24 protein-coding genes, 1 tRNA gene and 1 riboswitch are annotated in these 25,227 nt (G+C 70.5%); of the genes, 16 read left to right on the top strand and 9 right to left on the bottom strand.

Going from position 1 to position 25,227, the window contains the following annotated elements; all coding sequences use genetic code 11:
• Positions 1-195: 195 nt before the first annotated feature.
• The gene (locus IEY99_RS05190; protein WP_189199741.1) at positions 196-1,011 is read right to left on the bottom strand and encodes a hypothetical protein; all 816 of its coding nucleotides are present in this window, start codon (positions 1,009-1,011) and stop codon (positions 196-198) included.
• A 240-nt stretch (positions 1,012-1,251) separates the two neighbouring features.
• Here IEY99_RS05190 and IEY99_RS05185 point away from each other — a divergent pair, with 240 nt between their 5' ends.
• Together IEY99_RS05185 and IEY99_RS05180 are read left to right on the top strand one after the other, a co-directional pair.
• Positions 1,252-2,517 carry an aspartate kinase gene (locus IEY99_RS05185; protein WP_189199739.1) on the top strand — a complete coding sequence of 422 codons (1,266 nt, stop codon included), beginning with the start codon at positions 1,252-1,254 and terminating at the stop codon, positions 2,515-2,517.
• An 8-nt stretch (positions 2,518-2,525) separates the two neighbouring features.
• The gene (locus IEY99_RS05180) at positions 2,526-3,587 is read left to right on the top strand and encodes an aspartate-semialdehyde dehydrogenase (RefSeq protein ID WP_189199737.1); all 1,062 of its coding nucleotides are present in this window, start codon (positions 2,526-2,528) and stop codon (positions 3,585-3,587) included.
• Positions 3,588-3,849: 262 nt separating this feature from the next.
• On the opposite strand, the gene IEY99_RS05175 is transcribed toward IEY99_RS05180, so the two are convergent.
• Positions 3,850-4,146, bottom strand: a complete 297-nt coding sequence (locus IEY99_RS05175; protein ID WP_189199735.1) for a hypothetical protein — start codon at positions 4,144-4,146, stop codon at positions 3,850-3,852.
• 288 nt (positions 4,147-4,434) lie between these two features.
• Here IEY99_RS05175 and pyrE point away from each other — a divergent pair, with 288 nt between their 5' ends.
• Entirely contained in the window at positions 4,435-4,959 is a 525-nt protein-coding gene (gene pyrE / locus IEY99_RS05170) for an orotate phosphoribosyltransferase (RefSeq protein ID WP_189199733.1), read from the top strand.
• Here pyrE and cutA read toward each other — a convergent pair.
• Positions 4,956-5,279: a divalent-cation tolerance protein CutA gene (gene cutA / locus IEY99_RS05165; protein ID WP_189199731.1), complete on the bottom strand. Its 324-nt coding sequence runs from the start codon at positions 5,277-5,279 to the stop codon at positions 4,956-4,958. The genes pyrE and cutA overlap by 4 nt on opposite strands.
• Positions 5,280-5,608: 329 nt before the next feature.
• A complete protein-coding gene (locus tag IEY99_RS05160; protein WP_189199729.1) occupies positions 5,609-5,980 on the bottom strand; it encodes a MerR family transcriptional regulator in 372 nt (123 codons plus the stop codon).
• A gap of 60 nt (positions 5,981-6,040) precedes the next feature.
• Here IEY99_RS05160 and IEY99_RS05155 point away from each other — a divergent pair, with 60 nt between their 5' ends.
• Both IEY99_RS05155 and IEY99_RS05150 read left to right on the top strand, forming a co-directional pair.
• A complete protein-coding gene (locus IEY99_RS05155; RefSeq protein ID WP_189199727.1) occupies positions 6,041-6,739 on the top strand; it encodes an SDR family oxidoreductase in 699 nt (232 codons plus the stop codon).
• 336 nt (positions 6,740-7,075) lie between these two features.
• Positions 7,076-7,152: transfer RNA gene (locus tag IEY99_RS05150), tRNA-Pro, on the top strand.
• A 410-nt stretch (positions 7,153-7,562) separates the two neighbouring features.
• Here the strand turns inward: IEY99_RS05150 and IEY99_RS05145 are convergent.
• A complete protein-coding gene (locus tag IEY99_RS05145) occupies positions 7,563-8,612 on the bottom strand; it encodes a hypothetical protein (protein WP_189199725.1) in 1,050 nt (349 codons plus the stop codon).
• A gap of 542 nt (positions 8,613-9,154) precedes the next feature.
• On the opposite strand from IEY99_RS05145, the gene IEY99_RS05140 reads away from it, so the two are divergent.
• The 3 genes from IEY99_RS05140 to IEY99_RS35205 all read left to right on the top strand — a co-directional run bounded on the left by IEY99_RS05140 (position 9,155) and on the right by IEY99_RS35205 (position 11,054).
• The gene (locus IEY99_RS05140) at positions 9,155-9,538 is read left to right on the top strand and encodes a hypothetical protein (RefSeq protein WP_189199722.1); all 384 of its coding nucleotides are present in this window, start codon (positions 9,155-9,157) and stop codon (positions 9,536-9,538) included.
• A gap of 185 nt (positions 9,539-9,723) precedes the next feature.
• A complete protein-coding gene (locus IEY99_RS05135; protein WP_189199720.1) occupies positions 9,724-10,116 on the top strand; it encodes a hypothetical protein in 393 nt (130 codons plus the stop codon).
• Positions 10,117-10,517: 401 nt separating this feature from the next.
• Positions 10,518-11,054 carry a chemotaxis protein CheB gene (locus tag IEY99_RS35205; protein ID WP_189199718.1) on the top strand — a complete coding sequence of 179 codons (537 nt, stop codon included), beginning with the start codon at positions 10,518-10,520 and terminating at the stop codon, positions 11,052-11,054.
• A 35-nt stretch (positions 11,055-11,089) separates the two neighbouring features.
• On the opposite strand, the gene IEY99_RS05125 is transcribed toward IEY99_RS35205, so the two are convergent.
• Positions 11,090-11,734, bottom strand: a complete 645-nt coding sequence (locus tag IEY99_RS05125) for a hypothetical protein (RefSeq protein WP_189199716.1) — start codon at positions 11,732-11,734, stop codon at positions 11,090-11,092.
• A 997-nt stretch (positions 11,735-12,731) separates the two neighbouring features.
• On the opposite strand from IEY99_RS05125, the gene IEY99_RS05120 reads away from it, so the two are divergent.
• The 5 genes from IEY99_RS05120 (at position 12,732) to IEY99_RS05100 (ending at position 19,078) form a co-directional block, all read left to right on the top strand.
• Positions 12,732-14,066, top strand: a complete 1,335-nt coding sequence (locus IEY99_RS05120; protein WP_189199714.1) for a preATP grasp domain-containing protein — start codon at positions 12,732-12,734, stop codon at positions 14,064-14,066.
• 27 nt (positions 14,067-14,093) lie between these two features.
• Positions 14,094-14,882, top strand: a complete 789-nt coding sequence (locus tag IEY99_RS05115) for an SDR family NAD(P)-dependent oxidoreductase (protein WP_189199712.1) — start codon at positions 14,094-14,096, stop codon at positions 14,880-14,882.
• Positions 14,883-14,960: 78 nt separating this feature from the next.
• The gene (locus tag IEY99_RS05110) at positions 14,961-16,175 is read left to right on the top strand and encodes an MFS transporter (RefSeq protein WP_229798126.1); all 1,215 of its coding nucleotides are present in this window, start codon (positions 14,961-14,963) and stop codon (positions 16,173-16,175) included.
• Positions 16,176-16,248: 73 nt separating this feature from the next.
• A complete protein-coding gene (locus IEY99_RS05105) occupies positions 16,249-17,745 on the top strand; it encodes a flavin monoamine oxidase family protein (protein WP_189199710.1) in 1,497 nt (498 codons plus the stop codon).
• 55 nt (positions 17,746-17,800) lie between these two features.
• Complete coding sequence (locus IEY99_RS05100) at positions 17,801-19,078, top strand: helix-turn-helix transcriptional regulator (RefSeq protein ID WP_189199708.1); 1,278 nt, start codon at positions 17,801-17,803, stop codon at positions 19,076-19,078.
• On the opposite strand, the gene IEY99_RS05095 is transcribed toward IEY99_RS05100, so the two are convergent.
• From IEY99_RS05095 to IEY99_RS05085, 3 genes are all read right to left on the bottom strand, one after another.
• Positions 19,011-19,697, bottom strand: a complete 687-nt coding sequence (locus IEY99_RS05095) for an isochorismatase family protein (RefSeq protein WP_189199706.1) — start codon at positions 19,695-19,697, stop codon at positions 19,011-19,013. The genes IEY99_RS05100 and IEY99_RS05095 overlap by 68 nt on opposite strands.
• Positions 19,698-19,742: 45 nt before the next feature.
• On the bottom strand, positions 19,743-20,972 hold the full coding sequence (locus tag IEY99_RS05090) for a 3-deoxy-7-phosphoheptulonate synthase (RefSeq protein WP_229798124.1): 1,230 nt from the start codon (positions 20,970-20,972) through the stop codon (positions 19,743-19,745).
• A 107-nt stretch (positions 20,973-21,079) separates the two neighbouring features.
• On the bottom strand, positions 21,080-23,026 hold the full coding sequence (locus tag IEY99_RS05085) for an anthranilate synthase family protein (protein ID WP_189199704.1): 1,947 nt from the start codon (positions 23,024-23,026) through the stop codon (positions 21,080-21,082).
• Between the two features lie 197 nt (positions 23,027-23,223).
• On the opposite strand from IEY99_RS05085, the gene IEY99_RS05080 reads away from it, so the two are divergent.
• The 3 genes from IEY99_RS05080 (at position 23,224) to IEY99_RS05070 (ending at position 25,040) form a co-directional block, all read left to right on the top strand.
• Positions 23,224-23,919: a helix-turn-helix transcriptional regulator gene (locus tag IEY99_RS05080; protein ID WP_189199702.1), complete on the top strand. Its 696-nt coding sequence runs from the start codon at positions 23,224-23,226 to the stop codon at positions 23,917-23,919.
• Positions 23,920-24,018: 99 nt separating this feature from the next.
• Positions 24,019-24,396 (top strand): VOC family protein, encoded by a 378-nt coding sequence (locus tag IEY99_RS05075; RefSeq protein ID WP_189199700.1) that lies wholly within the window; start codon positions 24,019-24,021, stop codon positions 24,394-24,396.
• Positions 24,397-24,645: 249 nt separating this feature from the next.
• Positions 24,646-24,711, top strand: a riboswitch (guanidine-III (ykkC-III) riboswitch).
• Positions 24,712-24,725: 14 nt separating this feature from the next.
• Positions 24,726-25,040, top strand: a complete 315-nt coding sequence (locus IEY99_RS05070) for a DMT family transporter (protein ID WP_189199698.1) — start codon at positions 24,726-24,728, stop codon at positions 25,038-25,040.
• The last annotated feature ends 187 nt before the right edge of the window (positions 25,041-25,227 follow it).

Genomic DNA, 25,227 nt, shown 5'->3' with positions numbered 1-25,227 from the left:
AGGAGGTTGGTCAGTTCAAGAGGACCGACCGGCGCGCGTCAACTCCGCGACGAGGTGCCGGCCTCGGTTGGGGCCTCGTCGCGGCGGCGAAGAAGGAGTGCCTGCCACATGTCGAACGTCACCCTACGTGGTCACCTGGGCCGTCGCTAACTGTACGCCCGGATCGTGGGAAACCGGCCGCTCACGCGGACCACGTCACGCGGACGGGGAGGCCGCCGGCGCCGCTCCTGCGGCCGAGGGGCGCACCGCCGGCGGCGTCGTGGGCGGCGGGGACGCCAGCCCCATCGGGTCGCCGCCGGTGACCGGGCCGGGCAGGCCCACGCTGGGTGGCGGCGCGGCCGGCGTGCCCGCGATGGTGAGCGTCCCGAAGGTGACCTTGGCCGCGGTCAGCAACCCGTCGTCCGAGTAGCAGTAGATACCGACGTCGACCGGCGCGGACAGCGAGGCGGAGATCGTGTCGACCGCGAAGCAGCTGCCCGACGAGCCCGGCAGGGGCTGCGCGGCGGTCACCGAGAGGGCGGCCTGGCGGTCGGTGAAGACGGGCAGCCACTGGCGGAAGACCCGCTGCACCTTGGGGTCGTACTTCCTCGGCACGGGTTCGCCCCGGTCGGCGACGCGTACGCAGAAGGGCGCGACCGGGTTCGTGGCCGACGGGACGGCGCACTGGAAGAGACCCGCGGCGGTCTCGGCGATCGCGACGTCGGTCGTACCCCCGAGCGCGCCGCCGGGCACGTCCACCCGCCAGCTGCCGTCCGCGGCGACCGTCGCCGTGATCGTGCGGGGCGACTCGCCCGGCACGCTGAGCGTGTAGAGCGCCGCGAAGCGGTGGTCCTGGGCGCGGGCGGCGCGGGCGGCCAGCTCGATGCGGGCGTCCGTGGCCTCGGGCGCCGGGGCCGGCGACGAGGCGGCCGGCGGCCCGGCGGGCGCCGCGTCGCCGCAGGCGGCGACGCCGGCGGTCAGCAGGGCGGCGGCCAGCGCGGACAGCACACGCGAGGCGGGACGGGAGCGCATCGAGACATTCTCGCCTCTCCTCACCCGTACGGTCGCCGTGCCGTCGTCCGGCGTGTCGCGCGACCCCGGCGTGTCCCCTGGATACCGAGGTCGTGTCGGCCCCCACCGGGCCGGATGCTGGGATCGCCTGTCAAAGATCGAGACGGGCGCGGCTAGTCTGGTCTGCGATTGACTCGACCGACGCCGCCGGCCGGACCGCCGGCGGCGTCGGCACGTGCGGCGTGGAGGGAGTCGACTGCCGTGGGCGTGGTGGTGCAGAAGTACGGCGGTTCGTCGGTGGCGGATGCGGAGCGCATCAAGCGGGTGGCGGAGCGGATCGTGGACGCCCGCAAGGCGGGTCACGACGTGGTGGTCGTGGTCTCCGCGATGGGCGACACCACGGACAACCTGCTCGACCTGGCCAACCAGGTCAGCCCGCTGCCGCCCGGCCGCGAGCTCGACATGCTGCTGACCGCCGGCGAGCGCATCTCGATGGCGCTGCTCGCGATGGCGATCCACAACCTCGGGTTCGAGGCCCGGTCGTACACCGGCTCCCAGGCCGGCGTGCTGACCACCGCGGTGCACGGCAAGGCCCGGATCATCGACGTGACGCCCGGCCGGCTGCGTACCGCGCTGGACGAGGGCGCCATCGCGATCGTCGCCGGCTTCCAGGGCGTCTCGCAGGACACCAAGGACATCACCACGCTGGGCCGCGGCGGTTCGGACACCACGGCGGTCGCGCTCGCGGCGGCGCTCGACGCCGACCTCTGCGAGATCTACACGGACGTGGACGGCGTCTTCACCGCCGACCCGCGGATCGTCCCCGACGCGCGCCAGATCGAGAAGATCACCTACGAGGAGATGCTCGAGCTGGCGGCCGGCGGGGCGAAGGTGCTGATGTTGCGATGCGTGGAGTACGCGCGCCGGTTCAAGGTGCCGATCCACGTACGCTCGTCGTACTCCAACAAGCAGGGCACTGTCGTCACGGGATCGATGGAGGACCCGAACGTGGAACAAGCGCTGATCACCGGGGTCGCCCACGACCGGAGCGAAGCCAAGATCACGATCGTCGGCGTGCCCGACGAGCCCGGCTCGGCCGGCCGCATCTTCGAGACGGTGGCGCAGGCTGAGATCAACATCGACATGATCGTGCAGAACGTGTCGACCGAGGGCACCGGGCGCACCGACATCTCGTTCACGCTGCCCAAGGCCGACGGCCCGGTCGCGATGGCGGCGCTGGACAAGATCAAGGAGCAGATCAAGTTCAAGAGCCTGCTCTTCGACGACCACGTGGGCAAGGTGTCGCTCGTCGGCGCCGGCATGCGCTCGCACCCGGGCGTCGCCGCGTCCTTCTTCGCCTGCATCGGCGAGGCCGGCGTCAACATCGAGATGATCTCCACCTCGGAGATCCGCGTCTCGGTGGTCTGCCGCGACAGCGACCTCGACACCGCCGTCCGCGCCGTGCACGACACCTTCGAGCTGGGCGGCACCGAGACCGCCGTCGTGTACGCGGGCACCGGACGGTAGCGCCGCGCATGGGGTCGCCGCCCACCCTCGCCGTCGTCGGAGCCACCGGTTCCGTCGGCACGGTGATGCGCGAACTGCTGACCTCCCGGCGCAACGTGTGGGGCGAGATCCGCCTGGTGGCCTCGAGCCGGTCGGCGGGCAAGGAGCTCGCGTGCCGCGGCGAGCAGCTCCCCGTCCACGAGCTCACCCCCGAGGTGTTCGACGGCGTCGACATCGCGATGTTCGACGTCCCCGACGGGGTCTCCCTCGCCTGGGCGCCGGTCGCGGTCTCCCGCGGCGTCACCGTCGTCGACAACTCGTCGGCGTTCCGCATGGATCCCGAGGTGCCCCTGGTCGTCCCGGAGGTCAACCGGGAGGACCTGCGGCACCGCCCCCGCGGCATCGTGTCCAACGCCAACTGCACCACGATGGCCATGATCATGGCCATCGCCCCGCTGCACCGCGAGTACGGCCTGCGCGAGCTGGTCCTCGCGTCGTACCAGGCCGTCTCCGGCGCCGGCCAGATCGGCGTCGACACCCTGCACGACCAGCTCAGCAAGGTGGCCGGCGACCGCGCCCTGGGCTCGCGCCCGGGCAACGTCCGCCAGGCGGTCGGCGACGACCTGGGCCCGTTCCCGGCCCCGCTCGCCCTCAACGTGGTCCCCTGGTCCGGTGACCTGGCCCCGGACGGCTGGTCCTCGGAGGAGCTGAAGCTCCGCAACGAGTCCCGCAAGATCCTCGGCCTGCCGGACCTGAAGGTCTCGGCCACCTGCGTCCGGGTCCCAGTGGTCACGGGCCACTCGATCGCCGTCCACGCGGTCTTCGGCTCGGAGCTCGACGCCGAGGGAGCCCGCCAGGTCCTCCGCAACGCCCCCGCGGTGATCCTGGTCGACGACCCGGAGGCGGGCGAGTTCCCGATGCCGATCGACGCGGTCGGCACCGACCCGTCCTGGGTGGGCCGCATCCGCCGGGCCATCGACGACCCCCGCGCCCTCGACCTCTTCATCACCGGCGACAACATGCGCAAGGGCGCGGCGCTGAACACGGTGCAGATCGCGGAGCTGCTCGCCGAGGAATTCACCAAGGGCTAGCGGGGGCCGCCCTTTTCCGAAGCCCGGTCCCTCCGAAGGCCGGTCCCTCCGAAGGCCGGTCCCTCCGAAGACCGGTCTTTCGAAAGCCGGGCGGCTACGCTGCCCGGCTCTCTGAGCTTTGTCGACTCGGCGGCTCGGCCGGCTCTGCTAGCTGGGCCTGGCTCTGCTAGCGCGGCCGGTTCTGCTGGCTGCCGGCACTGCTAGCTCGGTCGCCTGTGCTGGCTTGCCGGGCTTTGTCTTCTATGTCCGCTTAGGAGTGCCCTCAGACCGCGAGCTGCGGACGGGCCGGAATTCCCGCGATCGCCGGTGCCGCGGTGCGCACGGACGCCTGCTGCGGCACGGAGCTCGGGACCAGCACGGCCTCCACGGCCGGCGCGATCGAGCGGCGCTCGCTGAGCTGGATCAGCCGGGCGGCGCGCGCCAGCGAACCGGTCTCGCCGTCCCGGAAGCCCTCGCGATAGCCCTTCTCATAGCGTTCGCCGCGGCCGAGGGCGCGACCGATGGCAAAGCACGACGAGCCGGCGAGGGCGATCAGGAAGAGAAGTGCGAAGGGTGTCACGACAAACCTTTCGAAGGACCGAGGTTCGATAACCCGCAAATTAGCCGAAACTAGACAAACCTCTACCCACTCGTTTGAGCAATTACGCGTACGGGTGAACCCTCCGGCAAGGCTCCTCACCCTCGCTGTTTCCGCGGACCGGGACCGCCGCCCGAGGCCCGCGGACGGCATGTCCTACGCGCGTCTCGTGCCCTTGAGCCTGCGGTGCCCCGCGCCGGCGATGCGCTCCTCCACCGCGGGATCGCACCCGCGCGGCCGGCCCTGTTCGCGAGATGGAAGGCTGTGTTCGTGAGTGACTCTGACCTTGCGCGGCAGGTCCGCGACGTGAGCCGACTGACCGGCGAGTTCGTCCTGCGTTCGGGCCGCACCGCCACCGAATACTTCGACAAGTACCAGTTCGAGTCGGATCCCGTGCTGCTCGACAAGCTCGCCGAGCAGATGGCGGTGCTCATCCCCGAGGGCACCGAGGTGCTCGCCGGCCTGGAGATGGGCGGCATCGCCGTGGTGACGGCGCTGGGCCGGCACGCCAAGCTTCCGTGCGCGTTCGTCCGCAAGCAGGCCAAGGCGTACGGTACGGCCCGGCTGGCCGAGGGTGCCGAGGTCGCGGGCCGCCGGGTGCTGGTCGTGGAGGACGTGGTCACGTCCGGCGGTCAGGTCGTCATCTCGACCAAGGACCTGCGCCGGCTGGGTGCGCACGTCGACCACGCGCTCTGCGTGATCGACCGCCAGGAGGGCGGCGCCCAGGCGTTGTCGGCCGAGGGCATCACGCTGCGCGCGCTGCTGACGCGCGCGGACCTGGAAGCCGCGGCTTAGTCGCGGGTCTCGCTGATCACCCACTCCAGGTAGGCCGGGTTCCCGGCCACGATCGGCACAGCGAAGACGCAGGGTACGTCGTAAGGATGCTCGGCGTCGGCCCGGGCGACGATCTCGGGTACGAGCGAGGCGCGGGTGTGCAGAGCGACCCGCGCCTCGGGGTCGTCGTGCACCGCGCCCTCCCAGCGATAGACCGAGCGGATCGCGGCGACCTGCTGGCCGCACGCGGCAAGCCGATCCTCGACGAGCCGCCGTGTGAAGCCACTCAACCACTCCGCATCCGCGGCCGTGATCACAACCTCGCACACCTCGTCGCTCATACCGCTTCCCCTCTCATGCCCGCGCCCTTCCACATGCCCGCGCGCCCTCACTCCGGCCCGCGCCCTTACTCCGGCCCGCGCCTCACCTCGGCCCGGGCCCCTTACTCCGGCCCGCGCCCTTACCTCGGCCCGGGCCCCTTACTCCGGCCCGCGCCCTTACCTCGGCCCGGGCCCCTCACTCCGGCCCGCGCCCTTACCTCGGCCCGGGCCCTCACCCGGGCCCGCGCCGTCACGAATGCCCGCGCCTCAGCTCATGTGCCGTGGCGACTCTCTCTTGGTGCGACTGTCCCCGGCGGCGGTGACGGCGTGGTCGCCCGGCTTGCCGTTCGTCAGGTCGACGGCACGATGCGGCAACCGTGGTCCGGATCGGCAGCGAGGGCGATGACCGCATCCAGCTTGTCCCGGGTGCGGACGAGCTCGGCGATCTGAGCGTCGATACGGTCCCGCTCGGCCGCGAGCCGCGACCGCGACTCCGGGGTGCTGACCTTGGCGTCCACGCAGGGCAGGAGCTCGGCGATCGTCTTGCTGGAGAGGCCGGCCGAGTAGAGCATCTGGATCAGCCGCACCCGCTCCGCCGCGGGTTCGGGGTAGTGCCGCTGCCCGCTGGGGCTGCGAGTGGCGGCGAGCAGGCCCTGCTCCTCGTAGTAGCGCAGCGCCCGTACGCTCACGCCCGCCTTGGTGGCGAGCTCGCCGATCCGCACCAGTGACTCCCGTCGCAACCCTTGCCTCTGACGTCAACGTCAGGTTCTAGCGTACCGGGCATGAAGATTTCCGGATCCGTCGCCCTCGTCACCGGCGCCAACCGTGGCCTCGGGAAGCAGTTCGTCGCCAGCCTCCTCGACCGCGGCGCCGCCAAGGTGTACGCCACCGCCCGCCGCCCCGAGCTCGTCACGGTCCCCGGCGTCGAGGTGCTCCGCCTCGACGTCACCGACCCGGCGTCGATCGCCGAGGCCGCCGCGGCCGCACCCGACGTCAACCTGTTGATCAACAATGCCGGCATCGCCACCGGGCAGAACCTGATCACCGGCGACCTCGCCGAGATCCACCGCGAGATGGACACCCACTACTTCGGCACGCTGGGCGTGATCCGCGCCTTCGCCCCCCAGCTCACCGACGGCGCGATCCTCAACGTCCTGTCGGCGCTGTCCTGGTTCTCGCTGTCCGGAGCGAACGCCTACGCCGCGGCCAAGGCGGCCGCCTGGAGCCTGACCAACGGCGTCCGCCTGGAACTGGCCGCCCGGAACATCCAGGTGACGGGCCTCCACCTGGGCGCGGCGGACACCGACATGACCGCCCGGTACGACGGTCCCAAGATCTCCCCGGAGCAGGTCGTGACGGCCGCGCTGGACGGCCTGGAGGAAGGCCGGCTCGAGGTCCTGGCCGACGACTGGAGCCGCCACGTCAAGGCATCACTGGCAGGCGACCCGGCCGCCTTCTACGGATCGACGCCCGCAGCCTGAACCCGCACCCTCCCGCCGACCCCACCAGCCAGCTCCGAACGACCGGGCCGCACGAGGACCAGCAGCGGGCAACCACCGGCGACCGGGCCGCAGCTGCAGGGTGAAGCATCCGGCGACCGGGCGGCAGAGGCGCGGCAGCAGCGAGCAACCCCGGCGACCGGGCGGCACAACGAGCGGTAGCGAGCAACCTCCGGCGACCGGGCGGCATCGGGCCGACCCGGCCCCTGGAGATCGGCGCCAGCTTCCCGCATATGCACCCTGAGCTGCGGTTATGTGGCACCGGGGATGCCGATTTCGCGGTTGGTGGGGCGTCGGATACTATTGCTCAGCACGCATCGGGGTGTGGCGCAGCTTGGTAGCGCGCTTCGTTCGGGACGAAGAGGCCGTCGGTTCAAATCCGGCCACCCCGACCAAGATAAAGTGCAGGTCAGGGCCGGTCTCCCAACACGGGAGACCGGCCCTGATTCATTTCCCGGACCGGTCTGGGGAGTGATCTGGGAGTGGATCTTGACTCTCACTCCCAAGCTCCTTCCGGCGCGCATCCAGGAGACGATCCAGGGCCGCCACTGGGGAGTTGCGTGCCATCCCGAGCCGGGCGTCCAAAGCGTCTTCCCACAGCGTTGTCAGTTGTGCGAGGAACTGGCGGCGCGGCCGGCGATGCCCAGTGGCTTCGGCGCCAAGGCCGGATCACCGAGTACCAGAAGTTGAAGGATGCGAGGAGGAACGCTGCGAGAGCGATGGACGCGCTCACCCACGAGCAGTCATGCTTCGACAATAGGGAGCGATCAAGACGCGCAGCGAACGTGCACAGGTACTTGACGACCTACGGCGTGGTGAGCAGGGCAGGCAGGGCCGCAGGTGCTTGTCGGAGGGTGTCGGAACTGGTGCCATCGCCGCGGGGGGCCGCGGGCGCCAGGATTCGTCGGCAGCCGTCCAGTTCCACGTAGATCTCACCCGGCAGCAGTAGGGCAAAGTGGCTCGCCGGGGTGCTGCACGCCTGCACCGGCCCAGCTGCCTGGACATGTCGTCTGATGGCCGCCCAGCGCTCGGCGGGCAGCAGATTCCGCGAGACGACCTCACCGCGCGGTTTGTCGCTGCGCTGCTCACCCGCCGGGACCCGATAGATGCACGCGCGAACCGGTGAGCCGTCGTCAGCCAGCTTGGCCAGGTCTTCGGTTGGCCTCGCGGCGCTGTCCGTGCCGTAGACCCACACCATGTCGGCCCATTCATCGCTGCATCCGGTCGCGGCGGCCTCGGCCGACTCGATCTCATGGAGCACGCGGGTGGCGATGCGGGTCCGCTGCGCCTTCTCGACCGCGGTCAGGACTTCGACGCGAGGCTTGCCGCACGCGTCGAAGGGAATTCCCGGGCGTACCCACCGGCCCTCGGCGTCGAGCAGCACCAGCCACGGCGGGACGACAAGATCCATGGTGCAGGCCGTGATAGGTGAATCGTCATCGTCGGCGGGCTCGAAAAGCGGCGGCTCGTCGGGTAGCCGCAGCGCGGTGAGCAGCGTCGCCACGTCATTGACGCGGTCCTCGATGGCGACCGCATCTTGGCCGCCGTCCGGCCGGCGCTGTGGTCCACCCGCGCAGATGATGGCGGCGACTGGTTGGAAGGTGTCGGTGAGGTGGGGCAGCGTCAGCGCCTTGCTGTCGTCCGGCCCGGGTCGGGTAGACGGTTCATTCGCGCACGACTGCCAGCGTGGGTGGATCTGCGGTACGCCCGGTGACCGCAGTTCCTGCGCGGGCGCGGCCGGTGCGAGCTGCTGCGCCGTGTTGTCCGTCCGGCCTGCACAGCCGAAGGCGGAGAGGGTGAGCAGCACGCAGGCCGCGAGCGCGGCGCGGCATCGACCGGTCACAGCGGCGATCACGACGGCTGAATCCGCTGTTCGATCATCGTGCGAGGCTAGAACAGCCGGGCTGTCCGTGGGCCAGCAGCCGAGCTCGCATACGGTAACGAAAAGGCACTGACGAACATCCTCCCGAGCCCATCGGCTGCCGTTCGGCCGTACCAGCATCCACCAGACGATCTTCTGATCGTGGGAGTCATCGGGGAGTGGATCTTGAAAAGCCGGCCCATGCAAGCTCGGTCATCCCGACGTGATCCAACGTCGCTACCTGGGCTTCTGGCGGGAACGCGGGATGACGGCAGGTCATGATCCTAATTCGGGACGAAGAGGCCGTCGGTGCAAATCCGGCCACGCCGACAGAGGTAAGGGCCTGACCAGCGGACACGTTGGTCAGGCCCTCAAGCATGTCCTCGGGCATGGGGCCCTACCTCGCCGTCGCCATCCCCGACGCGAGTCCGGACGGGCCGTTCACCCCGAGGTCGGCTCAGGAGGCGGTGGTCCATGCCGGCGGTGGCATCGTCCTCGGCTGATCCTGGAGATGGTGATCCGCTTGCTCGACTCCAGTGTCGACCTGGTCGGCGAGCAACGGGATTTGTCGACCCAGGCGACCGCAACTTCCTCTGACCCTCGACACCTGGACCTTTGGCGGCAATCGGTTCAAGGTCGACCAGTTCCACGACGACGACGGCGGCGACTCGTGGGACTACGAGCTGTACGAGATCGACACGGACAGTGCCGCCAACAACTACATCGACGGTCGCCTCCCCGACGCCTTACCGGAGTCCGGCCCGTTCGTCCCGATGCCCAGCGACCACGTGGCACTGACTGTGCACGGACGCTGGACCCTTCCCTGGCCGGTCTTCCGCCGTTTCCTCGACGCCATCCAGGCCGCCGGAGACATTGTCGAGTCCACCGGCGCCACACCCGCACTTGCGGACCGGCCCTGACGACCGCTGCCCATCGGCTCTTCTGGTCGGATCGTGAATCGCTCAGAGGCGAGCCATCAGCCCTGGAGGCTTATAGGTGGTGGATCCGCCATAGGCGGCTAAGGTTCCTCGCCATCACCGGATCGCGAGCGGAACGTTCCGCCCGCGGTGGACGGTCATCGGCTCACCTATGAGGGAAGGCACGCATGTCTGCACTGAGGAAGTTCGCGTACGCGCTCGCCGCGACCGTTGCGACCGTCACGATGGCGGCGGCTCCCAGCAGTCCCGCGCAGGCAGCGGGCGGAACCCAATACGGCTGTCCATCGGGCGCCGTGTGCCTCTACTCGGGCATGTACCCGGAGGACATCAATCGTGGCCCGGTCACCATGTGGTGGGATGGCGCCCACAACCTGAACAACGTGTTCGGCCACCGTGCCGTCTTCAACAACCAGTACGGTGGTTGGACGGTCCAGATTTGCCGTGGCTGGAATGGCACAAACTGCCCTCCCGGGTTCTTCGTTCCGGAGGGGACATTCGGGTTCTACGACATGACGCCGATCAACTCTGTCTGGCTGCACGCCGGGAACCCGGTCTGGTGATGAGGTGACCCTCCAGCCCTGCACGTTCTGAATTCACCCGCGAACGCCTGAAGCTTGAGCAATCTGGCGCAGCTGTCCCAGGTGTCGCGCCTGTCGGTCTACCGGGTGCTGGAGCGGGGCCTTCCAGGCCATTGGGTGAGCCTCGCGGGGGCCCGAAAGGGGCAGGATGGTTCGTGCGGCCCATCGATCGCCCGGACTACATGTTCCGGGGCCGCGGATGCGGGGCGCGGCTACCGGGGCGACCGCCGGCTGGTCGGGAGGTGGCGTGACCGCCGGTGGCCGAGCGGGCTTCGCGGTGGTCGGCGGCTGACGACGGCGGGGGGCACTGTGAACGATCGGGCCGGAGACAGGATCGACGTGGTGGCCGCGGTGGCGCCGGCCGGGGCCTGGACGCGATCAGCATGGTGTTGCACGGCCTGCCGGCCCGGTTGCCGGTGGGTGTCGCGGTGCAGCAGCCTCTTGGTGGACACGGCAGCGCTCTGGTGCCGATCCTCGAACAGCGGGTGGCCCGTGCGGTGTCATGGGCCGCCGATGGGGAGCCGCTCGCCGCGGGGAGCGTGCTGGTGTGTCCACCGCGCAAGCGGGTCGAGGCGCTGCCGGACCGGACGGTGGCCCTGTTCGACGCGGGTGCGGCTGTACGGGACGCGCACGATACGCACCCTGGTCACCGAGACCGCGGCCCGCACCTCGCGTTCGTCGCCCGCGCCCACGCCGGGCAGGCACGGCACGAGGCCGAGCGGCAGATCCGCCGGATGCCGGCCGTCGACGCAGTCGGCGTGCTCTTCTTGCCTCGACGGAAACATGCAGGACGCCAACGACGCCTTCGAACGGATGAGCGGTTACACCCGCGCCGAGCTCAATACATCCTCGATGTCGCAGACCCGGGCCGAGCGACCGCCACCACTCCCTTCCCGAAGGGCACCCGTAGATCTGCGTAGGTCGAGGTGACGGGATGGCTCACGCCGAGCGGGGACTAGCCGGCTTTCGGCGTCGGTACGGGCATCGGCGCCTCCTCGACCTCGGGTTCCCTCATGGACTGCAGCACCCAGAAGTCCAGAAACGACTGCTCGTGTCTCCTGATCCGGCCACGACAGGAAGTGAACGCGTTCCCTTGCAGGTCTCCGAATTTGAGATCCATGTGGAGTCTCCAGCCGAGGCCGGAGTAACGGGATCCCAGATTGTCTTCGTAGTCCGGCATGGGAGCACTGATCTCCACCTGCTGACCCGGCGCGAGTACGGGCACTACGTCGTCGAAAGACGTTCTGAGGCTACTGCCTTCTTTGTCGATGTGCGCGTCCGCGTGGATTTTCACCACCGGCAGCTGTCCGCAGTTGAATACCGTGGCGACCAGAACGTCCTGGTCGTCGTGCAGCCTTCTTCGCCGGTGCTTCATGACGACGATGCTCTTGGCTTGAGCCTCGGCCGAGGTCAGCCTTTCGTCTTCCAGCCTTGCGATTTCGGCCCGTCGTGTCTCGCGCTCCAGTCTGAGCGCCTTGCCTTGCCGGTAGAAAGCGCCGACGGTTCCCATTGCGGCCACCGCGGTGGCTCCAGCCTCTATCCAGTCCGGTTGCGCGGCGAATCGCAGAGCGACGGACGCAAGATCGAGAATTTCAGACACGATCCCACTGTAGTGACGAACGACAAATGCGATGTCACCCAGATGTGTTGGCCTTCTTGATCGGTTACTTGAATCGCGTAGGGGCCTGCGCCGGAGACAGACGTGCTCGGCGCCGGTGCTCGGCCTGGAGGAAGGCCCGGATCTCGGGCTCTCGGTGGACGGGGGATGCGCGTCGTGGATCGGAAGCCCGCCAGAGAACAACTCCCGTGCCCCGGTCGGTCTCGCGCAGCCGGCGAGCAGACATGCAGCCGGCGAGCAGACAAGCAGGCGAGCAGCCAAGCGGCCGGCGAGCAGACAAGCAGCCGGCGAGCAGCCAAGCGGCCGGCGTGGCGACCGCCGTGGAGCCGGTGGCTGGGCCAAGCAACCGGATGACCACGGTCGCAGTGCGAACCGCGGCTTCCCGGCCGATGACCGCCTGGAAGACTGCGCCGCGAACCCGGCCCCCTCACGCTGCGTGCCGCATTGTGGGACGGAATCCAGTGTGACGATCACCACTCTGTCCACTGTGGCTCTTTGGCGCGTTGGGCGTCAGCAGGCCATCTATCGGTCGTGACACCACACTCTGCATCCAGTTAGTTGCTCAGCGCAGCAAAATATTGCAGATATATTGCCGGCCTGTGACGAAAATGGTCACGCTGTGCTACTTCGGCCTGCTGTCCATTGGACGCGAGTAGGGTGTCCGTGTTGACCGGGAATCCTTTGTGGATTCGTGCATTGCCTGGGGGAGGCATTGATGTCACGAGAGTGCGATGTTGTCCGGTGGCCGGGCCGCGGAACCGGCTGTGCCGAATCCGCCTGCTCGACCGAAATCCCGTCCCGGAACCGCGCCGTGCCGGCGCCCACGCACTAAGGAACTTTCCGCCCGCCGCCGACCCGAGTGCGGTCGAAGCGCCTTTCTTCTTCCTGTCACCGGCTCAGTCCATGCCGACCGTCCACTGAGGACGCGCCGTCGGCCGCTCTTCTTTGTATTCCGCCGCCGAAATCACCGTGAGGACATATGTCGCGTCTCGTCGTCAGCAACCAGTTGCCGGAAGAAATCGTCGACGGGCCGCTGGCCGTATCCGACGACTATCGCAGTTACCTCGGCACCCAGTCGCACCGCATGGTGTGGTGCGCCCGGCCCGGCGACATCGTCGTGCTGCCCACGTCGCCGGACCCGGCCTACCTGGCGTACGTCGGCTCGCATCTGGGCATGTCGCCCGCCGATCTTCGGGTCGTCGTGCCGCCCACCGGAGCTCAGGGTGACGACCTGCTCTACGACGACCGGCTGGCTCACCCGGCCTTCGTCGAGGACCTGCGGTCGGCGATCCGGGCCGCAGGCGTGGACGAGATCTACCCGTTCTACTACGACCGCGCGGCGCTGACCCTGGCCGAGGAACTGGGCCTGCACAGCGTGGACGACGGGCTCGGCTTCTTCGTGCAGGGCGGCGTCGATCTGGTCAACAGCAAGGCCACCTTCCGCGCGCTGGCGGCGGGCAACCGGGTGAACCTGCCACCGGGCGCCGTGGTGAACGACCCGGAGGCCGCCGAGGCCGCGATCTGGGAGCTGCTTTCCCACAAGGAAACGGTCATCGTCAAGCAGGACATCCACGGCGGCGGCATCGGCAACGAAGTCATCACGCGCGAGCCGGATGTCAATGCGTTCGGCGCCGACAGTGTGGTCGTGGTGGAGGATCGCGCCGCACTCGCCGCTCATCTGACCACCTCCTGGCAGCGGTACAGCGCCAACGGGCGGCGTGCCGTCGTGATCGAGCAGTACATTCACGACTGCACTCCGGTCTACGCCGAGTTCGTCATCGGCGAGGGGGACCGGCGCCTGCTCGGCCACGGTGAGATGCGGATGAAACCGATCATCAACGGCCTGGTCGTACCCGGGCCGACCGCGGAGCTGGCGTCGTACGGCGCGTTCCTGGACAGCTGCGCTCGGCTCGCCGCGGCCGTGCAGGCGATGGGCTATCGCGGGAACATCAGTTTCGATGCCATGGCCACCCCGGAGGGGCAGATCCTCTTCAACGAGTGCAACGGCCGGGTCGGCGGCTCCACCCACATCCACCGCATCGGTACGGACGTCGTCGGCGCCGACTACGCCACCACCAAGGTGCTCGTCGAGCGGCGCCGCTGCTCCTGGCCGTCGTTCACCGAGGCGCTGGAGGCGTTGCGCGAGGCGGGTATCGCCTACGACCGCAAGACCGCCACCGGCGTGCTCATCACGGTGGACGACGCCTGGCCGGGTGGACCGTCCGGGCAGTGCCTCATCGTCGGCCCGACGCGGCGCGACGCGCTGGCCACCGAGGAACTGCTGGTGCAGGCCCTCGACGCCATCGCGCGGTAGTCCCGCGACGTCCAGAAAGGTATCGGCATGCTGCGAGAAGCAAGCCCCGCCGACCGGGCCGGAGGAAGGTTGCCGGGCCGGACCGCGCTGGTCACCGGCGCCGGATCCGGTATCGGGCGCGCGGCGGCGCTGGCGCTGGCCCGGGAGGGCGCCCACGTCACCGTCGCGGGCCGTGACGTCGAGGCCCTCGCCCTGACGGTCAAGGCGATCGAGTCCGCAGGGGGTACGGCCGAGTACGCCGTCGCCGACGTGACGGACCGCCGCGCGGTCGCCGGGATGGTGGCCCGGGCGGCCCGGCACGGGCGGCTCGACGTGGCGGTCAACAGCGCCGGCGTGCCGTCCTGGGGCGCTGTGGCGGACCTCCCGGACGAGGAGTGGGAGTCGGTTCTCGACGTGAACCTGCACGGCGTGTGGCTGTGCCTGCGGGAAGAACTGCGTCAGATGCGCCGCCAGGGCACAGGCGGCGCGGTCGTGAACGTCGCGTCGCGCATCGGGGCCCAGATGCGCCTGGTCAACCAGGGTGCGTACGCCGCCAGCAAGGCCGGCCTGGTCGCACTGTCCCGGACCGCCGCTCGCGAATCCATTCACTACGGCGTCCGGGTCAACACCGTCAGCCCCGGTCCGACCGAGACGTCGATGGCGCTCTGGCCCGGCGAGACCGCGGCCGACCGCAACCGGCGCATCAAGGCGGAGATACCGATCGGGCGCATGGGCCGGCCCGAGGAGATCGCCGAGGCGATCGTGTGGCTGGCGTCGCCGGCATCCAGTTTCGTCGTCGGTCACGATCTCGTGGTGGACGGCGGCGCGTCGGCCTGACTCGCCGGCCCGGCCCGGTGCCTACCGCCTTCATCGCGGGAGCGACGGGCGTCGAAGAACAGGGTTCAAGGAGGGGTTTTGTTCAAGGACTACCGACGGCTGGCCACCCGCGATATCGGGCTCTGGACCGGGGTGGCCTTCCTCGGTCGGCTGCCGGTCGCCATGGCGCCGCTGGCGCTGGTGTTCTTGGCGCGGTCCCGGCCCGGCGGATACGCGCTGGGCGGCATCTTGGCGGCGGTGTACATCGCCGGAGAGGTGGTGGGAGCCGCGGCGCAGGGGGTTTTCCTGCGCCCGGAGCGCCTCCGGGTCCACCTCGTCGCCGGGTTGGCCGCTTCCGGCGCCGCCTTCCTCGTGGCGGCGCTGTGGACCGCCGCGCCGGTGGTCGTCACGGCCGGTCTCATCTTCGTCGCCGGCGCGGCTCCGGCGGCCTTCCCCGGCGGCATGCGCGGCATGCTCAACGCGATGGTGGCGGAGAAGGACGTACCGCGTGCGCTGAGCATGGAGGGCGTACTCACCGAGGTCATCTGGATCTCCGCGCCGGCGCTGGTCGTCGTGCTCAGCCTGCAGGTCGCGCCGACGGCTCCCCTGTGGGCGTGTGCGCTGGGCGCCTTGCTGGCGGCACTGCTGTTCCCGCTGCTACCGGTGCACACGCTCCCCGAGGCCGACGCGACTCCCGCGGCGGGCCGCGGTCGCGTCCTCGCGTCGGCCTGGCCCGTCTATCTGACCAGCGCGGCGGCGATCTCCCTGGTGGCCGCCGCCGAACTGGTGTTGCCGGCGCTGCTCGAGCAGCGGGGTGTCCCGGTGGGGTTCGCCGGTGTCCTGCTGTCGGCATTCTCCGTGGTGGCCGCGCTCGGCGCCTTCAGCTACGGCCTGCGATCGTGGCCGGGCACGTCCCGTACGCAGAGCCTGGTGTTGCTGTCGGCCACCGCGGTCGCCGTCGCCGGGATGGCGCTGGCGCCGAACCGGGTCCTGATCTCCGTTGCGCTGCTGGTTGCCGGGTTCTGCCAGTCCGTCGTCATGGTGACCCGCAACATCTCCCTGCGGGAGCGCCTGCCCGAGGCCATGCAGCCGGCCGGGTACTCGATGATGTACGCCGTCCAGGGGGTCGGCTACTCGCTGACCGCGGTGATCGCATCCTTCGTGCTGGCCCGCTCCACCGCCGACGTGGCCGTCCTCTGCGGCGTGGCCGTCACCGTCCTGCTCACCGTGGCGAGCGCGGTGGCCGAGCGCCGCGACCGATCCGCCACGGAGCCGCCGGCCCGAAGACAAGCAGAGCAGTCCGCCCACGGATAACGAGCGCTGCCGTTGCCGCCCGCATCACCCGTCTGCGCCCGCGCCCGCCGGGCTCGTCTGGAGGCTTCCCACGATGTCGGTCCTCGACCACCAGGACGGTTTCACCGGAACGCCACCGTCCTTCTCCAGCATCTTCACCCGGTACTCGATGCCGTCGGTGCCCGCTCACGGGCTTCCCGTTCCCGCCCGCCCCGCGAAGCGGGTGCTGATTCTCGGTGCCGGAATGGCCGGCCTGGTCGCCGGATACGAACTGCTGCGCAAGGGTCACGAGCCGGTGATCCTGGAGGCCCGGCAGCGAGTCGGCGGTCGCATCCACACGATTCGCGACTTCGCGCCGGGACTCTACGCGGAGGCGGGCGCGATGCGCATTCCCAAGGTGCACGAAAGCACCTTGGGCTATTGCCGGGAGTTCGGTCTGCCGGTCCGGCCCTTCGTCACGGACAACCCGCACAGCCTGGTCCACGTGGGCGGACGCCGGTTGAGCCTGGCGGACGTGCGCCAGAGCCCGTCCCGGTTGCCGTTTCCGCTGGCCGCCCACGAACGGGGTCGGACACACGAGGAGCTCTGGCAGGAGACGGTCGGCGAGCTCTACGACCACTACGAGCGGGACGGCACCGAAGGGCTGGAGCGGCTGGCCGCCAAGTACGACGGCTATTCCATCCGCGGCTTCCTCAAGGCGTCCGGCTGGTCGGAGGCCGCCATCGAGCTGTACGGCCTGCTGACGCACACCGAGTCCACCCTCAACACCGCCGTGACCCAGGAGTTCCGCGAGGTCATCGGGCAGGCGTACGAGAACCCGCAGGAGATCGCCGGAGGTATGGACCAGCTTCCCCGGGCCTTCTACGAGCGCCTCAAGGCGCACATCCGGTTCGGCACCGAGGTGGTCGCCATCGCCCAGGACGCCGACCAGGTCGTCGTCCGTGCGCGGGTGGGCGGCACCGCCACCGAGTTCCGCGCCTCCCACGCGATCTGCACCCTTCCCTTCTCGGTCCTGCGCAACGTCGACGTCGACCCCGCCTTCTCCACGGGCAAGCAGAAGGCCATCCGCCAGCTGCACTACGACGCGTCCACCAAGATCTTCTTCCAGGTACGCCGCCCGTTCTGGTCGCAGCGGGACGGCATCCGCGGCGGCACCACCGTCACCGACCTGCCGGTGCGCCGCGTCGTCTATCCGTCGCATGTCGCGTCCGAGCACGACCGTGCCGTCCTGCTGGCGAGTTACACCTGGGGGCAGGACGCGCTGCGATGGGCCTCGATGGAGCCCGCGCGGGCCGTCGCCGAGGCGCTGCGGCAGATCGCCAAGATCCATCCATCGGTACGGGAGGAGTTCGAGACCGGGCGCGTCTACTCCTGGTACGACGACCCCTTCTCCGCCGGCGCCTACGTGCTGTTCGAACCGGACCAGCAATCGACGTTGCAGGAACACATCGTGCGCCCGGAGGGACGGGTGTACTTCGCCGGCGAGCACTGTTCACGGTGGCCCGCATGGATCGAGGGAGCCGTCGAGTCCGGCATCAAGGCCGCGTACGACGTCCACGTGGCGGAGGCCAGCCGCTGCCCGGTCGGGTGAGCCGCCCCGGACGCGGCAGACACGACAGCGCGTGCACTACGGGGGAGGCGAACTGATGCGAACACCATTGCGAGGTCGCGAGCAGGAACGACGGCAGCTGCTCGACGCCATGGAAAGGGCCGTCCGGCACGGCGAGAACCGCGTGGTCGTCGTGGAGGGCCCACCCGGCGTGGGCAGGACCCGCCTGATCGAGGAGGCGACCGGCGCGGCCGCCCGGTACGGCTGCACCGTGGTGTCGGCGATGGAGTTCCTGACGACTCCCGCGGCCTCGCCCGGGCCGCACGCCTCGCCGGCGCTGGTGGTTCTCGACGACGCCCACACGTTGCCGGCACCCATGGTGGAGTGGCTGCTCACGACCATCACCGCAGCGAACGGGAAGCAGTGCGTCCTCGTGCTCGCCGACCACCGGACGGCGAGTCCAGCCCTGGAGCTGCCGGCGGCCGTACCCGGTGTGCGGCTGAGCCGGATCACGCTGCGCCCGCTCGACGCGACGGCCGTCCGGCAGGTGGTCGCCGACGTCCTCGGCGCCCGCCCGCACGAGGACCTGCTCACTCTGTGCGCGGACGCCGGAGGAATACCGTTCTATCTCCTCCGCCTGCTCGAGGGCCTGCGCGAGGAGCACCGGCTGCTGTACCGGGACGGCGAGGTGACGGTCGCCGGCGCAACTCGTCAACCACACCGGGTGCATGCCGCGGTGTGCCGTCTGCTGGACCGGCTCAGCCCTCGCACCCGACACCTGCTGCAGGTGGGCGCGGTGCTGGGGCCGCGTTTCCCGCTGCCGGCCGCGTCGCGGCTGCTCGGCGAGTCCACCGCTCAGCTGCTCTCCCCGCTGGACGAGGCCTTCGGCGCCGGGCTGCTGGCCTGCGAGACCCAGGAGAATCTGGAGTTCCCGGTCGAGCTCGTCCGTCAGACGGTGCTCGAGGTGATGCCGGCGGCGGTGCGTTCGGGCCTGCGCCACGACGCCGTCGTCGCGGTCGGCGGCGTGCCCGTTCCCGCCGGGGACCGGACGCACGACGCGCGCCTCGTGCCGCTTCCGGTCCGGCCCGTCGAGGAGCCCGCCGCGGCCGACGGTCGGCCGGCGGCGCCGTGCCCGAGCGACCCGGCATGGCACAGCCTCAGCAAGGCGGAGTCACCGATCGCCCGCCTGGTCGCCGAGGGGCTCACGAACCGTCAGGTCGCCCGCCGGATGGGTCTGTCCCCGCACACCGTCAACTACCACCTCCGGCAGATCTTCAAGAAGCTCGACGTCCGCTCCCGGGTGGAACTCACCCGCCGATACGCTCAGCACGCCGGTCGGTGTGACCGGCCGCCGAGGTCGAGGCCAGCATCGTGAGCACGTCGTCACTGGTCACCACCATCGCGCAGCGCTCGGCGGCGTAGCGCAGCGCCGACCGGTGATGGTCGGCGGAAAAGTCCGCGGTGGCGTCGGCGACGACGAACGCCTGCACATCGTGCGCCAGCGCGTCCGAGGCGGTCATCAGGATGCCGACGTGGGCGTAGACCCCGCAGACGATCAGCTGGTCGCGCCCCTCTCGGCGCAGCAGCTCATTCAGCCCGGAGCGGTGGAAGGCGCTGTACCGCCACTTGGTGAACACCTCGTCCCGTGGCCGCGGGGCCAGCTCGGCCACGATCTCCCGATCGCCGGGCTCCCCGGTCATTCCCGGACCCCAGAAGTCCTTGAGCAGCCCGCGTTGCTCGTCGGTCATCCGGCCGGGCTGGGCGGTGTAGGCGACCGGGACGTCCTGCGCCCGGCAGGCGGACAGGATCCGCGCGGTGTTGTCGATCAGCGCGACCACCGGCTCCTGGTCCGCCGGGAAGGGGCGTACGAAGAACCGCTGCATGTCGTGCACCAGCAGCAAGGCCCGCCGCGGGTCCAGCCGCCATCCGGCGGTGTTCGAGGGCAGCTCGGCAGGGGCCGGCATCGGGTACGGGGTGATGCGAGGGATGCCCATGGTTCTCATTTCTCGAATGCGATCTGTGGACGGCGGTCGCGTGGCTCACCGGCGCCAGGCCGACACGACCGCCACGGCCTGGCCGATGTTGAGACGCGGATCGCAGAGGGTGGTGTAGCGCAGCGGGTCGAGCAGGTCGTCGAGATGTGACTCGTCCGCGACACACTCGCCGACGTTCTCCGGCGTGGCCTCCAGGTGCAGCCCACCGGCGACCGCCTGCTCCGCGCCGGCCACCTCCTGGAAGAGCTCCACCTCGCGGACGACGCTGGTCAGCAGGCGGGTCTTGCGGCCGAGGGGCCCGCGCCGGGTGTTGCCGTGCATCGGGTCGCACAGCCAGACGACCGGATGCCCCGCGTCGCGGACCGCGGCCATCAGCGGCGGCAGCCACTCCGCGACCCGCTCCGCGCCCATCCGGGAGATGAGCGTCAGGCGGCCGGGCGAACGCGCCGGGTCCAGGACCCCACAGAGCCGGATCAGCTCGGCGGGCGTGGTCGTCGGGCCCACCTTGCAGGCGACCGGATTCTGGATCCGGGCCAGCAGCTGCACGTGCGCGCCGTCCGGCTGGCGGGTGCGGTCCCCGATCCACGGCCAGTGCGTCGACGTCAGCAGCAGTCCTCGCGGGCCACGGCGCAGCAGCGGCAGCTCGTAGTCCAGCACCAGGGCCTCGTGGCTGGTCCACACCGGCGCCCCGGCCGGCAGATCCCAGGCACCGGCGAGCCGGCGCAGGAATTCCGTACCGGCGCGGGCCGCCCGGTAGCCGGTGAGCAGGCGCGCCGGATCGGGCTGGCGTAGCTGCGGATCCGGCCGCGGGTCGTTGACCAGATGGCCGCGGAACGCCGGGAGCTCGAGCTCACCGTGCCGCTCCAGATCGGCGGAGCGGGGCTTGGCGAACTGGCCCGCGATCCGGCCGACCCGGACCACCGGCAGCCCGGTACGGGCCTGCATCACCCCGGCCAGCGCGTCGAGCATGCCGGCCTTGCGGCTGAGCACCTCGGGAACGCAGTCCGCGGGGTCCTCGGCGCAGTCGCCCGCCTGCAGGACCTGGAGTCCGCCGGCCGCGACCTCGGCGAGGAGCAGACGCAGCTGGCGTACCTCCTCCCAGGCGACCAGGCCGGGCAGGTCGCCGAGCTCGCCGCTGAGCCGTTCGGCCTGCCATCGGTCCTTCCACCGCGGCTGCTGGCGGGCCGGCAGAGTGCGGAGCCATCGACCCTCGCGCTCCGGATCCGAGGTGAAGTCGGTGTCGTCGAACGGTATGAGGGTGAGAGGCGTGGTCACGAAAGTTGATCCCCCGAGATGGAAGCTGGTCGCTCCGAGGCCGCGGACATTCCGCCGATGGCCAGCCGGCACCTAGCGTGTCCCGGACGGCGAGGGCGGACAACTACTCAGGTGGGTAGGAGGTCGCGCACCAGGTCGGTCAGGATGTCCAGGCCGTCCTGGCTGAGCACCGACTCGGGGTGGAACTGCACCGATCGCAGTCCCGGCCCGCGCAAGGCGTGCACCTCGCCGGTCGCCGGATCATGGCTGACCTCGACGGCGCCGAGTTCCGGCCGGTCGATGCGCGCGGCCCGGGACACGGCGGCGAAAGTGTTGTAGAACCCCACCCGCGCGTTCCGGCCGAACAGGTCGATGTCGCGTTGCAGGCCCTGGTGCGGGTGTGGTTTGCGGATCAGCGACAGACCCAGGACGCCGCTCAGGACCTGGTGCCCCAGGCAGACCGCGAGCAGCGGCGACCGGGCGGCCAGCACGTCGCGCACGAGAGCACGCAGCTTGCTGATCTTGGGATCGTCCACCTGCCGGGGATCTCCCGGACCCGGGCCGAGCACCACGAGATCCGCCTCGTCCACCCCCGGTACGTCGTCATAGCGGCGGATGGTCACCTCCGGGCCGAGCGCCCGCAGCTGGTGGCCCAGCATCGCGGTGAACGTGTCCTCGGCGTCCACCACGAGGATCCGGCGACCGGCGAGATCGGGCAGCACGCGCCGCCGCGCCTGCTCCGGCGTGAACCAGAACGTCGCCAGGTGGGCGTTGCGCTCGGCCAGGAGCCGGCGGACCTCCGGATCCCCGGCTGTCGCCCCGGAGCGCGCCCGGGCCGCCGGAGCGCCGTCGCCGGCACCGCGGATCGCGGAGACCAGCGCGGCCGCCTTGGCCCGCGTTTCCGCCGCTTCGCCGTACGGGTCGGAGTGGCGCACCACGGTGGCGCCGACGCCGATGTCCAGGCGCCCGGCGGCGTCGATGTCGGCGGTCCGGATCAGGATCGTCGAGTCCAGCTGTGGCCGGCCCTCCGCGTCGTGCCCGACCAGGGCGAGCGCTCCGCTGTAGTAGCCGCGGCCGACCGGCTCGTGCCGCTGGATCACGCGGCATGCGCTTTCGAGCGGGCTGCCGGTCACGGTCGGAGCGAACAGTGACTCGCGCAGGATGTCCCGTACGTCCGAGGTGCTGTGCCCGGAGATGTGGTACTCGGTGTGGGCGAGCCGGGCCATCTCCTTGACGTGCGGGCCGGTCACGGTGCCGCCCCGGGCACACATCCGGCCCATCATCTTCAGCTCTTCGTCGAGCACCATGTAGAGCTCGTCGATCTCCTTGCGGTCACCGAGAAAGGCGAGCAGACCCTCCCGGTCGGGCCCGGACGCCGGATAGCGGTACGTGCCGCTGATCGGGTTCATCACCACGGTGGAGTCGGCCAGGCTCACGTGCCGTTCCGGGGAGGCGCCGACCAGCGTCCGGGTGCCGGTGTAGACCAGGAACGTCCAGTACGAGCCGAACTCGCGGTGCAGCAACCGGCGGAAGACGGTCAGTCCCACCGCGGGCGACCAGTCCGGCAACCGGGCCAGGAATGAGCGCTTGATGACGAAGTTCGCGCCCTGTCCTCGCCCGATCTCGTCGCTGATCACCGTGCGGACGACCTCCGCGTACTCGTCGTCGTCCAGGTCGAACTCGGCGTCTCGCACCGTCACCGGAACGTCCGGGAGCAGCCGCTGAACGTCGTCGAGCGACAGCGAACCCTGCCGATGGACCCGCAGCGCGGTCAGCGGTGTGCCGTCGTCCCGGCAGGCGAAGTCCCGTTCCACGATCTGCCGGTACGGCACGAGCACCAGAAGATCGTGCCGCGGTGCCGCGCCCTGGCGAGCCGGTTCCGTCCCCGCCTGCGGCAACGGCAGGTCCGCCAGCCGGTCCACCGTGCACGCCTCGCCGACCAGGACGTCGACATGATCCGGATCGGACCCCGGCCGATACAGCAGAGCGAACGGTGGCGGGTCGCTGACCAGCAGTTCCTCGACGTCGATACCGGACCGACCGGGATTCGTCCAGGTGCCGGCAATGCCTGTCATGATGCCTCCCCGTGCCTGGGCGGCGGCGCGCCTCCCGGCTCCGCCCGAGCCGGGAGGCCGGCGCCGACCCCGTCCGGGCCATTAGGGCAGCAACGGCGTAAGAGGATCAACTACTTGAACGAGTAGGCAGAACCCCGCGCCGGCCCGGGATCGCGCGCCGCGCCTGGGTGTCGTACCCCGCGCCTAGCATCCGGGCCGTGAATCGCACCGATCGTCTCTATGCCCTGGTCGAGGAGCTGCGGGCGGTGGCTCCCCGGCCGCGCAGCGCGCGCTGGCTCGCCGAGCGTTTCGAGGTCAGTGCCCGCACGGTCGAACGCGACATCGGCGCGCTCCAGCAGGCCGGGGTGCCGATCTACGCCGCCCCGGGCCGTACCGGTGGCTACAGCCTGGACAAGGCGACCACGCTGCCGCCGGTCAACCTCACCGCGGCGGAGGCGGTGGCGATGGCCGTCGGGCTGCACGGCCTGGCCGGCACCCCGTTCCACGCGGCAGCGCGTTCGGCGCTGCGCAAGCTCGTCGCGGTGATGCCCGGGCCGGCAGCCGCCGTCGCCCGGGAGATGGCCGGACGGGTGCATCTGGTGGGCGAGGGGCCGGTGGCGCCCGTTCCGGCCGTCGTCGCCGACGCGCTGCTCGCCCGGCGGGTGCTGCTGATCGAGTACGCCGACCGGACCGGCGCCCTGACCGTACGCCGGATCGAGCCCCTCGGGTACGTCGGCAATCGCGACCACTGGTACCTGATCGGTTGGTGTCGGCTGCGCGGGGCGGTCCGGGCGTTCCGCACCGACCGGATCGCGTCGGTGTGCGCCACCGAGGAGCCGGCGCCGGCCCGGCCGCTGCAGGCCGCCGACCTTGCCATCCCGCATCGGCGGGTGAGCCAGCTCACGCTCGATTAGCCGGAAACACCGACAGGACGCTGTCGCGGTGCGAGCGCAGGCTCCTTGCAGCAGAGGGCCGGCGCAGCGGTGCCGGCCGGGAACAGAGGAGGCTCGTACATGTCCGAGGTAACCCACGGCGTCGGCTGGTTCGAGATCGGCACGGACGACCCGGCAGCGGCGGAGCGGTTCTACGGCGACCTGTTCGGCTGGAGCTTCGCCGACGACCCGAGCGGGATGCCGTACCGGATCATCACCACGCCCGAGGGTTCCGCCAACGGTGGGGTGTTCCCCACCGGGGGACGGTCGCCGAACTACGCGGTGTTCTGTGTGGTGGTGGACGACACCGAGGAAGCGTGCCGGCGGGCGGAGGAAGCGGGCGGCTCGGTGCTGGTGCAGCCGCAGAAGACCAGCACCGGTCTGGTGTTCGCGCACCTGCGCGACCCGGGCGGTAACCACTTCGGTATCTACAGCCCGCCCGCTGACCAAGTGGCCTGACCGGGCACCACGGGGGTCGGGCCGTCGGCTGCTCTGGCGGTCGGGCCGTCGGCTGCTCTGGCGGTCGGGCCGTCGGCTTCTCCGGCGGTCGGGCCGTCGGCTGCTCTGGCGGTCGGGCCGTCGGCTTCTCCGGCGGTAAGGCCGTCGGCGGCTCCGGCGGTGGGGTCATGGTGACCGAGTGTCAGGACACCGTGACCCACCGCCGCCTGCGGGCCTTGGTGATCCGATTGCGGCGGCTTACCCTGGTCACCGATGCCGCGTCGCGGACATCCCGGACGAGTGCGTGTCGTACCCGGCGAGACAAGACGACCGCCCGAGGGTGAGTCGCCATGGCCTGGATCGTCCTGATCATCTCCGGCATGCTCGAAACCGTGTGGGCCATCGCGCTCGCCAAGAGCGCCTCGTTCAGCCGCCCGGCGCCGACCGTCGTCTTCGCCGTGGCATTGGTGGCGAGCATGGCGGGGCTGGGCTATGCGCTGCGCAGCATTCCCGTCGGCACCGGTTATGCGGTCTGGGTGGGCATCGGGGCCGTGGGCACGGCGGTCGCCGGCATGGTCGCGCTCGGGGAATCGACCAGCCTTCCCCGGCTCCTCTGCCTGCTCCTGGTCATCAGCGGAGTGGTCGGCCTCAAGTTCTTCCACTGAGCCGCTCCGGGAGCTCGGCGTCGGAGCCGGGCTCCGGAGGTCACGCGTAGCGAGCTCAGCGTGGGCGACGCGAGCGCCGCTCGGCGTGGGTGACGCGAGCGCCGCTCGGCGTGGGTGACGCGAGCGCCGCTCGGCGTGGGTGACGCGAGCGCCGCTCGGCGTGGGCGACGCGAGGCCCGCTCGGCGT

Source organism: Couchioplanes azureus, from assembly GCF_014648355.1.
Lineage (GTDB): Bacteria > Actinomycetota > Actinomycetes > Mycobacteriales > Micromonosporaceae > Actinoplanes > Actinoplanes azureus.
Note: the sequence above shows the minus strand (reverse complement) of the source record. Positions and strands in the feature narration are given on the sequence as shown.

Coding starts and splice junctions, on each gene's coding strand:
- IEY99_RS05120 (WP_189199714.1), top strand. CDS start 12,732: ATGTCGCGTCTCGTCGTCAGCAACCAGTTGCCGGAAGAAATCGTCGAC.
- IEY99_RS05075 (WP_189199700.1), top strand. CDS start 24,019: ATGTCCGAGGTAACCCACGGCGTCGGCTGGTTCGAGATCGGCACGGAC.
- IEY99_RS05135 (WP_189199720.1), top strand. CDS start 9,724: ATGTCTGCACTGAGGAAGTTCGCGTACGCGCTCGCCGCGACCGTTGCG.
- IEY99_RS05095 (WP_189199706.1), bottom strand. CDS start 19,697: ATGGGCATCCCTCGCATCACCCCGTACCCGATGCCGGCCCCTGCCGAG.
- IEY99_RS35205 (WP_189199718.1), top strand. CDS start 10,518: ATGGTGTTGCACGGCCTGCCGGCCCGGTTGCCGGTGGGTGTCGCGGTG.
- IEY99_RS05100 (WP_189199708.1), top strand. CDS start 17,801: ATGCGAACACCATTGCGAGGTCGCGAGCAGGAACGACGGCAGCTGCTC.
- IEY99_RS05190 (WP_189199741.1), bottom strand. CDS start 1,011: ATGCGCTCCCGTCCCGCCTCGCGTGTGCTGTCCGCGCTGGCCGCCGCC.
- IEY99_RS05180 (WP_189199737.1), top strand. CDS start 2,526: ATGGGGTCGCCGCCCACCCTCGCCGTCGTCGGAGCCACCGGTTCCGTC.
- IEY99_RS05105 (WP_189199710.1), top strand. CDS start 16,249: ATGTCGGTCCTCGACCACCAGGACGGTTTCACCGGAACGCCACCGTCC.
- IEY99_RS05155 (WP_189199727.1), top strand. CDS start 6,041: ATGAAGATTTCCGGATCCGTCGCCCTCGTCACCGGCGCCAACCGTGGC.
- IEY99_RS05085 (WP_189199704.1), bottom strand. CDS start 23,026: ATGACAGGCATTGCCGGCACCTGGACGAATCCCGGTCGGTCCGGTATC.
- IEY99_RS05070 (WP_189199698.1), top strand. CDS start 24,726: ATGGCCTGGATCGTCCTGATCATCTCCGGCATGCTCGAAACCGTGTGG.
- IEY99_RS05115 (WP_189199712.1), top strand. CDS start 14,094: ATGCTGCGAGAAGCAAGCCCCGCCGACCGGGCCGGAGGAAGGTTGCCG.
- cutA (WP_189199731.1), bottom strand. CDS start 5,279: ATGAGCGACGAGGTGTGCGAGGTTGTGATCACGGCCGCGGATGCGGAG.